The sequence below is a fragment of the Halomonas citrativorans genome (assembly GCF_014898005.1).
Taxonomy (GTDB): Bacteria; Pseudomonadota; Gammaproteobacteria; order Pseudomonadales; family Halomonadaceae; genus Vreelandella; species Vreelandella citrativorans.
In genome coordinates, this window is sequence record NZ_JABUYX010000002.1 from 59,621 (window position 1) to 73,507 (window position 13,887).

Below are 13,887 nucleotides of genomic sequence, written 5' to 3' on the forward strand. Positions count from 1 at the left end.
GTTGAATATCGAGGAGAGCATTAATGACGGTGCAAGCACAGATTGAACAGAAGTTAGCGGCGCTAGTGCCTGAAGTAGTGCGCGTGGAGAACGAAAGCCACATGCACAGCGTGCCCGCCAACTCCGAAACCCACTTCAAGGTAACGCTGGTTAGTGACATTTTCGATGGCCTGATGCCGGTGAAGCGTCACCAGAAAATCTACGCACTGTTGGCCGATGAGCTTTCCGGCCCGGTGCACGCGCTAGCTCTGCATCTTTATACGCCGGTTGAATGGCAGGCGAGAGGTGGAGAACGTCCTGATTCACCCAACTGTCGTGGCGGCGGCCAGTGACGCCAGAGGTTACCCGGCGCCACTACCTGGATGCCATGGGCATTACCGCCTGGGCATCGCGCTATCAACTGCCCAATGCGCTGCCGACCGAAGCTTGCGAGTGGGATGAGACGCCGCCGGAAAGAGCGCCCCCGCGTGAGCGTCTCCAGGCGTTGCTTGACGATGCGCCAACCCCGCGTAGCGAGCCCAAGGCGCCGAGCGTTAACTCGCCTGCGCCAGCGCCTTCTTCAGTGCGTGCTTTGCTCGGCCAAGCGCCAGCGGATAAGCTGCCTACTGAACCAATGCCCGTTGAATCAGTACCCGTTGAAGCCGTACCTGGCTCGATGCCTGCGGTATCAGCTAAACCGCTGCAATTTTCGCTTTCCTGCGTGTGTATAGGACAGCGATGGTTGAGCTTGCACCCTGGCAAGATAACGCCCCAGGCGCAGCGCCTGCTTGCCAACATTTGGCAGGCCGTTGGTATCGCGCCGGATGCGTTGTCCAGCGTCACGCTGTTTAAGTGGCCGTTAATGGCCAATACCTTTGCAGAAGACCCTCTTGAAGAAGCCAGAGAAGGGCTCTCTGCGTTTATGTCAGGCTGTGCGAGTCGACAGGGCTGGGCGCTTGAGCGCGTACTTTGGTGGGGGGAGCAACCCGAAGACGATAGCGCTGCTGATATCCTTAGCGTTTTGAATATTCAGCAAGCGCGTAGCGATACGCTGGAACTGCCAATATGGCAGGGCGTAGCGCTTGAACATCTTGCTAAAAATGGCGCTGCCAAGCGTGACCTTTGGCCCCAGCTGTACGCATTAGGCCAGCAGTGGAAAACACTTAACGACCCCGAAAATGATCGCTGAGCTTCAGGCAAGCGACGGCCTACGCTTAGTCACTCTTGAAGCGCAGGCCCAAAGTGGAGCGAGTGAGCGCCAGCTTAATGTGGCATTAACCGATACGGATGCCTGCGTAGTGGGCTGTTTTCAAGAAAATGCCCTGGTAGGCTATGCGCTGGTCGCGCGCTTACCCTTTGATGCTGAGCTTCAAGCCATTGGTGTAGACCCTGCTCACCGCCATTTAGGGCTGGGGTATGGGTTAATGCAGGCAGTGATGTTAAAAGCGGCTGAGTGGCAAAGTGAGCGTGTACTGCTGGAAGTGCGGGCGAGCAACAAGGCTGCGATTAGCCTTTATCAACGTTTTGATTTTAAGGTGGATGGGCAGCGTAAAGGCTACTACCCGGCAGTACAGGGTGCCGCCGGGCGTGAAGACGCACTGCTAATGTCGCGTACGCTTAGTTAGCGATCCCTTCAAACTTGCTGAGTAAGCTGTTCAAACGGCGTTCCCACTCTTCGCGCTCTTGCTTGAGTTTGGTGTTTTCGTCGCGTAGCTCTTCATTTTCCAGCTTCATCATTTCCAACGCTTCCACCGTATCGGTGACTTTTTGCTCAAGCTGATTGAACAGTTCCAGGCTCATGTAAACCTCCAGGTTATGAAAACAAACAACAGGCGTGCCAACAGGTTGAATCAAGCGAGCGTAACGCCCGTAGGCGTCATCGGCAAGCGCTGTTTACGGGGTTTGGCGTTGATAAAGCCGGGCAGTACTTTCACCCGCTTGGGTTTCGCGGTGTAGCTGCCAGTTAGCAGGAGGCGTTGGGTCTAATGAGCGTTCGGTTTCTAGGTAAATCATGGCGTCGGGCGCGAGCCAGCCAAGAGTCTCCAGTGCGTTACAGCAACGTGTAGCAAGCCCCTGGTGAAAGGGTGGGTCAAGAAATACCAGGTGATAAGGGCTAGGCGGCTGGCTCAAGAACGTGTTTGCATCGCATGCAGTGACTTGGCCTCGGGTTGCGCCAAGCGTGGCCAGGTTTTGGGTAATATAGGCGGCTACACTGTTGTCACGTTCGATAAAGTCAACGTGAGCGGCACCGCGCGAAAGCGCTTCAATACCCAGTGCGCCGGTGCCCGCGAACAGGTCCAGCACATGTTGGCCATAGAGCTGCTGCCCCAGCCAGTTAAACAGCGTTTCACGTACTCTGTCTGGCGTTGGCCGTAAGCCGGGCCGGTCAAGCACAGGTAGCTGGCGGCGGCGAAAATCACCACCGATAATACGAAGCTTGCCAGGCTGCCGGGTGGGCGTGCCTTTGGAAGCGGATGGGCGAGAGGAGCGTTGTCGTGTCATATCGGGGATTGTAGCGGGCTACTTATCCAAAGTCTTGGTTGGCGGTGGTAGGATGGTCACAATGTTCACCTTTTAAGTCGGATGACTCCCATGTTTGGTTTTTTCAAACGTAAGAAAAAGCACGACTCCCAACAGGAGCCGCAAGAGCAACGCCCGCAGGAACTCAATGATGATGCGCAGCTTGACGAGCCGCCGCAGGAACCGCTAGCCGACGTTGAAAATGGCGCGCCGGTGACAGAGCCTGAGCCCGAGGTTAAGCCAGAGCCGCCTGAGCCTGAGGTCGAACCCGCGCCAGCGCCTTCTGAGACTAAGCCAGAGACGTCTGAGCCTGAGGTTGAGCCTGCGCCAGCGCCACCTGAAGTTAAGCCAGAACCGCCTGAACCTGAGGTTGAGCCCGCGCCAGCGCCACCTGACGTTAAGCCAGAACCGTCTGAGCCTGAGGTTGAGCCCGCACCTGCGCCACCTGAAGTTAAGCCAGAACCGCCTGAACCTGAGGTTGAGCCCGCGCCAGCGCCACCTGACGTTAAGCCAGAACCGTCTGAGCCGGAGGTTGAGCCCGCACCTGCGCCTCCCGAGGTGAAGCCGGAATCGCCGGAACCCGAAATTAAGCCAGCGCGTGAGCCCGACATTAGCCCGGTTCCTGAGCCTGAAGTCGACCCGGAACCGGCTGAGCTTGACGTTCAGCCGGAGGGCCAGCCCGAGCAGAAGCCTGCACTTCAAGAAAAGCCGGTGGCCACTAGTGGCGAGAAGAAGGGCTGGTTTGCGCGAATTAAGTCAGGCTTGGGCAAAACGCGCGCTAACTTAACCGACGGCATCGCCGATCTGTTTTTGGGAAAAAAGCAGATTGATGATGAGCTTTTAGAGGATCTGGAAACCCAGCTGCTGATGGCGGATGTGGGGATTGAAGCGACCAGCGAGATTATTGGACGCCTTGAAGCACGCGTCTCGCGTAAAGAGTTGAATAACCCTGAGGCGCTTTATCGTGCGCTTCAGGAAGAGCTGGCTGCCATGCTTGGGCAGGTGGCAACGCCGCTGGATATGAATAAGCAAACGGACGGCCCCTTTGTGATTTTGGTAGTAGGGGTGAACGGCGTGGGTAAAACCACGACGATTGGCAAGCTGACCCAGCGTTTTCAGCGCGAGGGAAAAAGCGTCATGTTGGCCGCAGGGGATACCTTCCGGGCGGCGGCGGTTGAGCAGCTTAAGGTGTGGGGAGAGCGCAATAGCGTACCGGTCATCGCTCAACATACTGGCGCCGATAGCGCTTCGGTCATTTATGATGCTGTCGCCGCCGCCAAAGCGCGCGGCGTGGATATCCTTATTGCCGATACGGCAGGTCGCTTGCACAACAAAAGCCATCTGATGGAAGAGTTAAAGAAAGTCCATCGTGTGATGCAAAAGCTCGATACCACAGCGCCGCATGAAGTGATGCTGGTGCTGGATGCAGGTACGGGGCAAAACGCGATTGCGCAGGCGAGCACATTCCACGAAGCTGTGCCCATCACGGGGATTACGCTAACCAAGCTGGACGGTACGGCCAAAGGGGGAATTATTTTTGCCTTGGCCAAACAGCTTGAGACGCCCATCCGCTTTATCGGCGTAGGCGAAGGGCTGGACGATTTACGCCCCTTCGAGGCAGACGACTTCGTTAGCGCACTGTTTGACCGCCAAGAGGACGATGCCAGCGCATGATCGCTTTTGAGCATGTCGGCAAGCGCTATGGAGGGCGCTTTGAAGCCCTGGCGCATCTGGACTTTCGTGTGGCCCGCGGTGAAATGGTGTTTTTGACCGGTCACTCGGGCGCGGGTAAAAGCTCTTTGCTGCGCTTGATTATGCGACTTGAAAAGCCTAGCCGTGGGCGTGTGATCGTGGCGGGGCACGATATTGCCCAGCTTCATGCAAGCCAGGTGCCTTTTTATCGGCGCCAGATTGGGGTGGTGTTTCAGGATCACCAACTGCTGTTTGATAGAAGCGTGTTTCATAACGTCTCGCTGCCGCTGGATATTCAAGGCATTGAGCCACGGGAGTCGGCGCGCCGCGTGCGCGCCGCGCTCGATAAAGTAGGGCTTTTACACCGTGAGAAGGCCCTGCCCGTTGAGCTTTCCGGTGGTGAGCAGCAGCGTGTTGGCATTGCCCGAGCGGTGGTTAATAAGCCCGCGCTTCTCCTGGCCGATGAGCCAACCGGTAACCTGGACCCCCAGCTTTCCGCCGATATCATGGCGCTTTTTGAAGACTTCAATCGCATCGGCACCACGGTAATGATCGCAAGTCACGACCTCGCGCTGATTGCTCGCTTGCGCCACCGTATTTTGCGCTTGCGTGATGGGCGCTTAGTGGCTGATGAGGGCGCAGTATGAAACCATCGGCAACACCGCGTCGCGCAAAAGGCGCTGCACCGAAAGCGGGGCGCAAAGTATCTACCCAGCGTCAGGAAGCCCCACCTCCCAAACGGCGCGGAGCCAATTCGCAGCAAACGCGTTTTTCAAGCCGTTTACGTGCCTGGGGGCGCCACCATCGGGCGATGAGTTGGGACAGCTTTTATCGGCTGTTGCGCCACCCCGTCGGCAGCCTGCTGACAATGCTCGCGATTGCCATTGCCCTCGTGCTTCCGGCTGCGCTGTGGCTGACGCTGGATAGTGCTCGATTGCTGGATGCCGAGCTGGATGAGAGCGCAACCCTCACGGTGTACTTAGAAGCCACCGTTGACCCGGCTCAAGCGGCGCGGATTGATGAGGCGGTAAGCGCTGAGCAGGCGGTGCTAGAGACGCGCTTGATCAGTGCCGAGCAGGGCATGGTCGAGTTTCAAGAGTCGCTGGGGCTGGATGATGCGCTGGCGGGGCTGGATGCTAATCCGCTTCCCGCGAGCATCGTGGTGCGTCCACAAAGCGTGGAGCTGGCATCCATGGAGCAACTGTCTGTTTCGTTAGCCTCTCTGACAGGCGTTGATGAGGTTCGGGTGGATTTGGCCTGGGTGGAGCGCTTACGCCATTTGGCTGCACTTGGCCGACGCGTTGCGTTAGCGCTAGGTCTGCTGTTTGGATTAGGGGTGCTCTTGGTGGTCGGTAATACGATTCGCTTGGCCGTTGAAAGCCGACGCCGCGAAATCGAGGTGGTCATGCTGATTGGTGCCACGCACGCTTTTGTACGTCGCCCGTTTTTATACAGCGGGGCGTGGTATGGTCTTGGGGGCGGTATATTGTCGCTGGGTTTGCTGGGCTTGGGGAATCACTGGCTGTCGCTGCCGGTCGCCGCGTTAGCGGCTAGCTATGGTGCAAGCTTTTCGTTGCCGCAGCTGGATATCACAGGCTCTACAATTTTGCTATCCTGCAGTACACTATTAGGTTGGTTGGGCGCTTGGCTGGCAGTGACCCGTCATCTTTCCAGTATCCGCCCCCGCTAAGCGTGTGTGGCGCTGTCTGCGAACGGTAATAATGTTTTATTACTCTGGCTAGCGCCGACGCAATCTGGCTTAAGCCGATAGCACATTTCGGCAAAACAGGCAGCAGAAACAAGTGAACTTTGCCGCTTAGGCAAGGTCTTAATGGTTAATTGAGGCGTGCGGACGTAAATACAACGACGTCATTACAACTACGTACGTCAATCACGATAGATGATAAGGGAGACCACCTGCACATGAGCACTAGTCTTCTACCGGTGGGACAGCTTTCTCCAGGTCACGACTTGGGCGGCTACATTCGAGCAGTTAACGGCATTTCGGTGCTGAGCGTTGAGGAAGAGCGCGAACTTGCTTTTCGTCTTTATGATGAAGCTGATTTAGAGGCTGCGCGCCGCTTGGTTCTCTCGCACTTGCGCTTTGTTGTGCATATTGCTCGCAGTTATTCAGGCTATGGGTTGCCCCAGGCAGACCTGATTCAGGAAGGTAACGTCGGCTTGATGAAAGCCGTAAAGCGTTTTGATCCTAACCAGGGGGTACGCCTGGTATCGTTTGCGGTTCATTGGATCAAGGCTGAGATACACGAATTTGTACTGCGTAACTGGCGGATTGTTAAAATCGCCACGACGAAAGCTCAGCGTAAGCTGTTCTTTAACCTGCGCAGCGCCAAGAAGCGCCTTGCCTGGTTGAACAACGATGAAGTAGATGCCATCGCTAAAGACCTCGACGTTAAGCCGGAAGTCGTGCGGGATATGGAAGGCCGCCTTTCCGCTTATGATGCAGGCTATGATGCTTCACCGAGCGATGACGAAGAGAGCACGTATCAGGCGCCCGCTTACTTTTTGGATGACGCCTCTGCTGACCCGGCGACCAAGCTTGAAGACAGTGATTTTGAGGAAGACTCAACGCGCCGTCTGCAGCTTGCTTTAAAAGGCCTGGATGAGCGTTCGCGGGATATTTTGCAGCGCCGCTGGCTGACCGATAATAAAGCGACCCTGCATGATTTGGCCGATGTGTACGGCGTTAGCGCTGAACGTATTCGCCAGCTTGAGAAAAACGCGATGAAAAAGCTGCGCCAAAAGATGGGCGATGCTATCGCGGCGTAAGTCTACGTAGTTAGCTGTTCATCGCCAAAAACCGGCCTCTATCAATTAGAGCGCCGGTTTTTTTATGGCTGTTTTATGCGTATGAAGTGGTTTTTTAACGCCGTGCTCTGACATATTTCCACAGCCCGCCACCAGGCAGTATTAACGCGATAAAGCAGCAGGCTGCTGCGGGCGCTGCAACGTCCAAAAACGAGTCCAACGTCCAGTGATTGAATAAACCATAGAAGTACCACACCTCGTTGGGCCCGCCACCCACATATTCATGCTGGGCTATCTCGCGGCCTAAAAAGACGGCCACCACCAAATAACCCGCCACCCAGCGGCCAACAAACGGCCATAGCAAGCCTTGAAAGATCAGCGCGATAATCGTGTGCTCAAGGTGGGTAATATTCAAAAGTGCCTTCCTGTGGCAGGGGAGAGAGCATGTTAACAAAGAATGAGCCAACGTCCCTGTTGACCAACTTGATACTCTTAGGCGGGTTGTGGCGCTTCGAGCAGTAACTGCCTTGATAGAAGCGTCCACTGATCTTCCCAGTACTCAGTGGGCAGGCGTTTAAAGTCGCTGCGCACGTATTGAGAAATGCGTCCTTCCGCTTGGGCGGCGAGCAGGTTAGCGGCCGCTGAGGCCGGAATGCTGGCGCGGCGCCCTTCGCGCAGTTCGGCCTCACGAATAATCTGCTTGAGTTGTAGTTCCAAACGCTCAAATAGCTGATGAACGCGCTGGCGCAGGCGGGCTGTTTCGCCGGTCAATACATCGCCGCCCATCACTCGGGCAAGTCCTGGGTTCTTTTCGGCAAAGCCCAGTAGTAGTGCCAGAATAGTGCCGCAGCGGGGGATGGCGTCGGGTACCTCTTCTAAAATACGCGTAATGCGCGCAAAAATGCTTTCTTCAATAAAGTCGATTAAGCCCTCAAACATTCGCGCTTTGCTGGGAAAGTGGCGGTACAGTGCTGCCTCGGAAACGCCGACCTGGCGTGCAAGGGCGGCCGTGGTAATACGCTTTCCACTATCTTCTTCCAGCATTAACGCGAGTGCTTGAAGGATCTGCTCGCGACGGCGAGGTTTACGGTCGTCACTCATGACGTTAGCCCTCCGTTGCAGTTAGCTCGCGTCGGTAATAAGCGTACCTACGCCAGCGTTGGTGAAAATCTCCAACAACACTGCATGGGGAACACGACCGTCGATAATATGCGCACTGTTAACACCATTTTTAACGGCATCAAGCGCACAGCGTATTTTGGGCAGCATGCCGCCATAAATGGTGCCGTCGGCAATCAGGGCATCCACTTGAAGCGTGCTTAGCCCGGTTAATACCTTGCCTTCCGCATCCATGAGGCCGGCGACGTTGGTCAGTAGCATTAGCTTTTCAGCGTTTAATGCCTCGGCTAATTTACCCGCCACCAGGTCGGCGTTAATGTTGTAACTATGGCCTTCATCGTCAACGCCGATGGGCGCGATCACTGGAATAAAGTCGCGGGCAGCGAGCATTTCGATCAGGTCTGTTGAAATGGACTCGACTTCGCCCACATGCCCAATATCGATAATTTCCGGAACGGTCATTTCGGGGCTTTGGTGCTCGACCTTTAGCTGGCGAGCACGAATTTGTGCGCCATCCTTCCCCGTTAGGCCTATTGCCTTGCCACCGCTTTGGTTAATCAGGTTGACGATGCTTTTGTTCACCAGTCCGCCCAGTACCATTTCAACCACGTCCATGGTCTGGGAATCGGTCACGCGCATCCCGTTCACAAAGCGCGATTCGATATTAAGCTTTTCAAGCAGGCTGCCAATTTGCGGACCGCCGCCATGAACCACTACGGGATTAATGCCAACTTCTTTCATTAGCACGATATCACGTGCGAAAGAGTTGATGAGCGTGTCTTCAGTCATCGCATTGCCGCCGTACTTGACCACAACGGTTTTGCCGGAGAACTGCTGAATATAGGGGAGTGCTTCGGAAAGCACCTCCACAACGACCTGCGGGTCGCGACTGGCTGAATTCATCATGTTGTCCCTTGCTTGCTGTTTTCTTTTATCCAGATGATACGTGGCTAATGAATATTGTTATCGTGCTGCATATCACGAGTGCGCGGTTAAGCTGGCATCTCGGGAATTTTGAGTGCCGGTGCCACACGAGCTAACGCGTTGACAAAACATTCCCGTATACGCATTAGTGCCACGGCATTTTTCCCTTCAAAGCGCATCACCAAGGCAGGTGTCGTGTTGGATGCGCGACATAGGCCCCAGCCATCGGGGTAATCAACGCGAATGCCATCCAACGTGGTTTTAATACCTTCGCCGAAGTCACCTTCACGGGCAAGTGCCTCGATCAGGCCAAATTTTTCGTCATCACTAACGATTATATTAATTTCTGGCGTGCTTGGATCTTGAGGAAAGCGGTCAAAAAAGGCGTCTGCATCTTCGTTATAAAGCGCCAGAATTTCCAGCAGGCGCGCGGCGGAATAAAGGCCGTCATCAAAACCATACCAGCGTTCTTTGAAGAAAATATGGCCGCTCATTTCCCCGCCCAGCAGAGCGTTAGTTGCCTTCATGCGCGCTTTAATCAGCGAATGGCCGGTACGCCACATTTCTGGCTCGCCGCCCGCTTCGCTAATGACTCGGGCAAGGTTGCCCGTACATTTAATATCATAGACCACCCTGGCGCTTGGGTTGCGCGAAAGCATGTCGGTCGCAAAGGCCATCAGGAGGTGGTCAGCGTAGATGATGCGGCCGCGCGGTGTAACAACGGCAACTCGGTCGCCATCACCGTCAAAGGCAAGCCCGATATCCGCGCCGGTTGTCTGAACACTCTTGATCAGGTCTTGCAGGTTTTCAGGCTTGCCGGGGTCAGGGTGGTGGTTAGGAAAATGGCCGTCAATCTCACCAAACAAGACCGTTGTTTCAACCCCCAGCTGCTTGATTAGCTCGGGTCCTAGCTCACCGGCGACGCCGTTACCACAGTCTACAACAGCTTTGATAGGGCGCTTAACGCTAACATCTTCCAAAATACGGGTAAGGTACGCGTGCCGGATGTCGTATTGATGAATGCTGCCCTGGCCGCTGGTGAGGTCATGGGTGTGAATGCGTTCATACAGCGCGGCAATAGCGTCGCCTGATAACGTCTCACCTGCCAGGACAATTTTGAAGCCATTGTAGTCGGGCGGGTTATGGCTGCCGGTCACCATGACCCCTGAGCAGCTCTCAGGCATCACGTGGGTGGCAAAGTAGAGAACAGGCGTGGGCACCATGCCGATATCAATAACATCGCGCCCAGCGGCTGTTAAGCCTCGAATCAGGGCGGCTTGCAGGCGCTCGCCGGATAAGCGGCCGTCTCTGGCAACGATGACACTCTGCTCACCCCGGGCGGCCGCTTCTGAACCAATCGCACGGCCAATCCACTCTGCGGTGGATTCGCTCAGCGTGTTATCGACAATGCCGCGGATATCATAGGCACGAAAAATCGAAGCAGGTACATCCATTGGCTACTCCTGTCAGTGCGTAACGTTCGCCCGAGCCTTGTTAATGACGGACAGTATTAATGCCGACCCGTATTAATGACGGCCAGTGCTGCCAAATCCGCCGCCGCCTCGGGTGGAGTCGGTAAAGGCATCAACAATAGAGAGTTCTGCTTGCACTACCGGCACGAGAACATACTGGGCTAGCCGCTCAAAAGGCGACAGTGTAAAAGCGCTTTGGCCGCGGTTCCACACCGAAATCATCAGCTCACCCTGGTAGTCTGAATCGATCAGACCTACCAGATTGCCCAATACAATGCCGTGTTTATGGCCCAGGCCCGAGCGGGGAAGAATCATGCCAGCAAGGCTTGGGTCTTCAATATAGATGGCAAGACCCGTTCGTACGAGTTGGCATTCGCCAGGATTGAGCGTTAGCGGTTCGTCGAGCAGCGCCCGCAGGTCCATGCCCGCAGAGCCATCAGTGGCGTAGTGCGGCATGTGGTCGTGTAAGCGCTCATCAAGCACTTTGCACTGCAGGCGGGGACGGGTGGTCATGTAGAACTCCAACATTTAAAAACGATAGTAAAAAGGATATTAAAAACAGCTTTAAAAACAGATGCTAAAGACTAGAGCAGCGCTAGCGCCTGACGAACAATGACCTGCGCAAGCTGAGTTTTTGGCTGAGGGGATTCCAAACGCTGCTCGGTGCCTTGCGCTGTTCGCCAGAGCAGCAGCGCGGTATTCTCATTGCTGCCAAAGCCCAGGCCCGATTGAGAGACGTCATTGGCGACAATCATATCAAGCCCCTTGCGGTTAAGCTTATCGTGGGCGTAATGCTCCAGTTGCTGTGTCTCTGCGGCAAACCCTACGACCAAGGGGCGTTGTTCGGTAGGCAGCGCGGCCACATCGGCAATGATGTCAGGATTTTTGATCAGTGTAAGCGTGAACGTATCGCTATCTTCCTGCTTTTTAAGCTTGTGCTCGGCAGGCGATGCCGAGCGATAATCAGCCACTGCCGCGCAGCCAATAAATAACGCCGCCTCAGGCGCCCGGTGCATGGCTTCTTGATGCATTTGCTCGGCCGATTCAACGTCAATACGCGTAACGCCGTTGGGCGTTGGTAGAGCCACAGGCCCGCTAATCAGAGTAACCGTAGCGCCCTGCGCCACCGCAGCCGCCGCCAAGGCGTAGCCCATTTTACCTGAGCTGTGATTGGATAGGTAACGCACGGGATCAAGCGCTTCACGGGTAGGGCCTGCGGTAATGACTACATGAGGGGCGTTGCCCGCCTGGGGGGCACCTGAAAAGAGGCGTGCAACAACCTCAAAGATAGCATCAGGCTCGCTCATACGTCCTGGACCTACATCGCCACATGCCTGGTCGCCCGCCGCGGGGCCGATAAGTTGCCAGCCATCAGCGTGCAGTTGCGCTACATTGCGTTGCGTCGCCGGGTGGCGCCACATGGCCTGGTTCATGGCCGGGGCGATCAGCCTGGGGGCTTCACTGGCCAGGCACAGCGTGGTGAGTAAATCATCCGCCATGCCGTGGACCAGTCGAGCCATCAGGTCCGCCGTTGCGGGAGCGATCAGGATAGTATCCGCCCAGCGGGCGAGCTCAATATGCCCCATCCCGGCTTCCGCTTCCGGGTCAAGCAGAGACGAGCGCACCGGCTCGCCGGATAACGCCTGTAGTGTCAGTGGCGTAATAAACGCCTGAGCACCACTGGTCATTACCACACGCACTTCACAACCGGCTTGTTTAAGCAGCCGCACGATCAGCGCGCTTTTGTAAGCCGCTATGCCTGCACTAATGCCCAACAGAATGCGTTTACCTGCAAGCGTTGAGAGCGTCGTTGGAGTAACAGAGGCAGAAACAGAAACCATGGTAAAGGGCCCACATGCGCGTTCTTAAAGAGGCTTACCATACCATTCGTCTTGCTAATTTGGCATGTTGCTACAAATAATGCGTAAGCCAGGTTTACTGAGCTTTTTGCGTACATGTCTTTGGGGTGAGGAGGTAGGGGGATGGGGATAAATCATTGGCCGGAGGGTGAGCGGCCGCGAGAAAAGCTATTAACCATGGGCGCGCAGACGCTTTCTGATGCAGAGTTGCTGGCGATTTTCTTGCGCGTGGGCGTGCAGGGGCGCTCAGCGGTTGATTTGGCGCGTGATCTGCTCACCGCATTTGGCGGCCTGCGTCCGCTGCTGGAAGCGGACCAGGCAAGCTTTTGCGCGGCGCACGGTTTGGGGAGTGCCAAATTTGCCCAACTGCAGGCCACGCTTGAGATTTCAAAACGCCATTTAGCCAGCCAATTGGCACGTGGCAACGCGCTGACATCGCCTGAACTGGTGCGTCATTACCTGAGCTCTCAACTGCGCCATTTGGGGCATGAGGAGTTCGCGGTAATTTTTTTAGACACGCAGCACCGAATTATTCGCTATGAATCCCTGTTTCGCGGTACCCTAGACAGCGCCTCCGTTTACCCCCGCGAAGTTGCCAAGCGCGCATTAGAACTTAGCGCTGGCGCCGTTATCCTGGCCCACAATCACCCCTCCGGTGTGGCTGAGCCAAGCGATGCTGACCGTCGTATCACCGAACGCTTAAAAGAGGCCCTTGGCCTCTTTGACGTACGTGTCTTGGATCATTTCGTGGTGGGAGATGGAGACGTGGTCTCTTTTGCTGAGCGCGGCTGGCTATAGGCAGTAGATAGAGGGCAGGCATTTAATGTCAGCTGTCTAGGTAAAATACCTAAAAAGTGGCTTTTTTACGCCTTTTTAGACGGTTTTACTTGCCGGTGGTCCGGTGCTCTGGTATAAAGTGCCACCTTTAAACTTGGGTTGAATAACGGATTTGGGTACAGCTAGACGGTTAACGGCGTCGACTCCCTCTCTTCCGGTTTGCCCGACAGTTTTGAACACTCAGGCTTATATCCTGGCCAAGCGGTTGGAGGCTCTCATGTCCAAAGTATGTCAGGTTACCGGCAAGCGTCCGGTAACTGGTAATAACGTTTCACACTCCCAGCGTAAGACACGTCGTCGTTTCTTGCCGAACCTGCACTCCCATCGTTTTTGGGTTGAAGCCGAAAACCGCTTCGTCAAGCTGCGCGTTTCCTCCAAGGGCATGCGCATCATTGACAAGAAAGGTATCGAGACGGTTCTGGCTGATATCCGTAAGCGCGGCGACGCCATCTAAGACAGCATTTTTGGGAGAGTAAAACCATGCGCGATAAGATCAAGCTGGTGTCCAGTGCCGGTACAGGCCACTTCTACACCACTGATAAGAACAAGCGGAACACGCCGGATAAGTTCGAATTCAAGAAATACGACCCGGTTGTCCGTAAGCACGTTATCTACAAGGAAGCCAAGATCAAGTAATCGCGTAAGCGATGATGATCGGCTTCCACTGCAGGCGAGCGCCTGTTGAAAAACCCGGCCCGTGCCGGGTTTTTGCATAC

General features: G+C 55.4%; 18 protein-coding genes. 10 read left to right on the top strand and 8 right to left on the bottom strand.

The genetic code is table 11. The features are described from left to right. The first annotated feature begins 23 nt into the window (after nucleotides 1–23). From INT20_RS03375 to INT20_RS03385, 3 genes are read left to right on the top strand one after another with little or no spacing between them, the layout of a single operon-like run. Nucleotides 24–332, top strand: coding sequence for a BolA family protein (locus INT20_RS03375; RefSeq protein ID WP_172118521.1), 309 nt, complete (start codon nucleotides 24–26; stop codon nucleotides 330–332). Then, nucleotides 329–1,168, top strand: coding sequence for a hypothetical protein (locus INT20_RS03380; RefSeq protein WP_193055190.1), 840 nt, complete (start codon nucleotides 329–331; stop codon nucleotides 1,166–1,168). The genes INT20_RS03375 and INT20_RS03380 overlap by 4 nt, the downstream gene beginning before the upstream one ends. Then, nucleotides 1,158–1,604, top strand: coding sequence for a GNAT family N-acetyltransferase (locus INT20_RS03385; protein ID WP_193055191.1), 447 nt, complete (start codon nucleotides 1,158–1,160; stop codon nucleotides 1,602–1,604). Before INT20_RS03380 ends, INT20_RS03385 begins: the two co-directional genes overlap by 11 nt. On the opposite strand, the gene zapB is transcribed toward INT20_RS03385, so the two are convergent. Together zapB and rsmD are read right to left on the bottom strand one after the other, a co-directional pair. Then, on the bottom strand, nucleotides 1,597–1,779 hold the full coding sequence (zapB, locus tag INT20_RS03390; protein ID WP_172118518.1) for a cell division protein ZapB: 183 nt from the start codon (nucleotides 1,777–1,779) through the stop codon (nucleotides 1,597–1,599). The genes INT20_RS03385 and zapB overlap by 8 nt on opposite strands. A 93-nt stretch (nucleotides 1,780–1,872) precedes the next feature. Continuing rightward, nucleotides 1,873–2,481 carry a 16S rRNA (guanine(966)-N(2))-methyltransferase RsmD gene (gene rsmD, locus INT20_RS03395; RefSeq protein ID WP_172118517.1) on the bottom strand — a complete coding sequence of 203 codons (609 nt, stop codon included), beginning with the start codon at nucleotides 2,479–2,481 and terminating at the stop codon, nucleotides 1,873–1,875. A 90-nt stretch (nucleotides 2,482–2,571) separates the two neighbouring features. Between rsmD and ftsY the strand changes: the two genes are divergently transcribed. The 4 genes from ftsY (at nucleotide 2,572) to rpoH (ending at nucleotide 6,981) form a co-directional block, all read left to right on the top strand. Further along, complete coding sequence (gene ftsY / locus INT20_RS03400) at nucleotides 2,572–4,173, top strand: signal recognition particle-docking protein FtsY (RefSeq protein ID WP_193055192.1); 1,602 nt, start codon at nucleotides 2,572–2,574, stop codon at nucleotides 4,171–4,173. Next, complete coding sequence (gene ftsE, locus INT20_RS03405) at nucleotides 4,170–4,838, top strand: cell division ATP-binding protein FtsE (RefSeq protein ID WP_087110053.1); 669 nt, start codon at nucleotides 4,170–4,172, stop codon at nucleotides 4,836–4,838. The genes ftsY and ftsE overlap by 4 nt, the downstream gene beginning before the upstream one ends. Then, a complete protein-coding gene (gene ftsX / locus INT20_RS03410; protein WP_193055193.1) occupies nucleotides 4,835–5,881 on the top strand; it encodes a permease-like cell division protein FtsX in 1,047 nt (348 codons plus the stop codon). Before ftsE ends, ftsX begins: the two co-directional genes overlap by 4 nt. A 233-nt stretch (nucleotides 5,882–6,114) precedes the next feature. Next, complete coding sequence (gene rpoH, locus INT20_RS03415; RefSeq protein ID WP_087110047.1) at nucleotides 6,115–6,981, top strand: RNA polymerase sigma factor RpoH; 867 nt, start codon at nucleotides 6,115–6,117, stop codon at nucleotides 6,979–6,981. 94 nt (nucleotides 6,982–7,075) lie between these two features. Here rpoH and INT20_RS03420 read toward each other — a convergent pair whose 3' ends face one another. The 6 genes from INT20_RS03420 to coaBC form a co-directional block, all read right to left on the bottom strand. Next, on the bottom strand, nucleotides 7,076–7,375 hold the full coding sequence (locus tag INT20_RS03420) for a hypothetical protein (RefSeq protein WP_193055194.1): 300 nt from the start codon (nucleotides 7,373–7,375) through the stop codon (nucleotides 7,076–7,078). A 77-nt stretch (nucleotides 7,376–7,452) separates the two neighbouring features. Next, nucleotides 7,453–8,061 carry a nucleoid occlusion factor SlmA gene (slmA, locus tag INT20_RS03425; protein ID WP_087110043.1) on the bottom strand — a complete coding sequence of 203 codons (609 nt, stop codon included), beginning with the start codon at nucleotides 8,059–8,061 and terminating at the stop codon, nucleotides 7,453–7,455. A 21-nt stretch (nucleotides 8,062–8,082) separates the two neighbouring features. Beyond that, nucleotides 8,083–8,982, bottom strand: coding sequence for an acetylglutamate kinase (argB, locus tag INT20_RS03430; protein ID WP_193055420.1), 900 nt, complete (start codon nucleotides 8,980–8,982; stop codon nucleotides 8,083–8,085). A gap of 89 nt (nucleotides 8,983–9,071) precedes the next feature. Further along, nucleotides 9,072–10,457 (bottom strand): phosphomannomutase/phosphoglucomutase, encoded by a 1,386-nt coding sequence (locus tag INT20_RS03435; protein WP_193055195.1) that lies wholly within the window; start codon nucleotides 10,455–10,457, stop codon nucleotides 9,072–9,074. Nucleotides 10,458–10,529: 72 nt separating this feature from the next. Further along, nucleotides 10,530–10,988, bottom strand: a complete 459-nt coding sequence (gene dut, locus INT20_RS03440; RefSeq protein ID WP_087110037.1) for a dUTP diphosphatase — start codon at nucleotides 10,986–10,988, stop codon at nucleotides 10,530–10,532. A 71-nt stretch (nucleotides 10,989–11,059) separates the two neighbouring features. Continuing rightward, nucleotides 11,060–12,316 carry a bifunctional phosphopantothenoylcysteine decarboxylase/phosphopantothenate--cysteine ligase CoaBC gene (coaBC, locus tag INT20_RS03445; protein WP_193055196.1) on the bottom strand — a complete coding sequence of 419 codons (1,257 nt, stop codon included), beginning with the start codon at nucleotides 12,314–12,316 and terminating at the stop codon, nucleotides 11,060–11,062. Nucleotides 12,317–12,457: 141 nt separating this feature from the next. On the opposite strand from coaBC, the gene radC reads away from it, so the two are divergent. The 3 genes from radC (at nucleotide 12,458) to rpmG (ending at nucleotide 13,807) form a co-directional block, all read left to right on the top strand. Then, on the top strand, nucleotides 12,458–13,132 hold the full coding sequence (radC, locus tag INT20_RS03450) for a RadC family protein (RefSeq protein WP_172118509.1): 675 nt from the start codon (nucleotides 12,458–12,460) through the stop codon (nucleotides 13,130–13,132). A gap of 256 nt (nucleotides 13,133–13,388) precedes the next feature. Beyond that, nucleotides 13,389–13,625 carry a 50S ribosomal protein L28 gene (gene rpmB, locus INT20_RS03455; protein WP_172118508.1) on the top strand — a complete coding sequence of 79 codons (237 nt, stop codon included), beginning with the start codon at nucleotides 13,389–13,391 and terminating at the stop codon, nucleotides 13,623–13,625. A 26-nt stretch (nucleotides 13,626–13,651) separates the two neighbouring features. Beyond that, the gene (gene rpmG, locus INT20_RS03460; protein WP_009098622.1) at nucleotides 13,652–13,807 is read left to right on the top strand and encodes a 50S ribosomal protein L33; all 156 of its coding nucleotides are present in this window, start codon (nucleotides 13,652–13,654) and stop codon (nucleotides 13,805–13,807) included. Nucleotides 13,808–13,887: the final 80 nt, after the last annotated feature.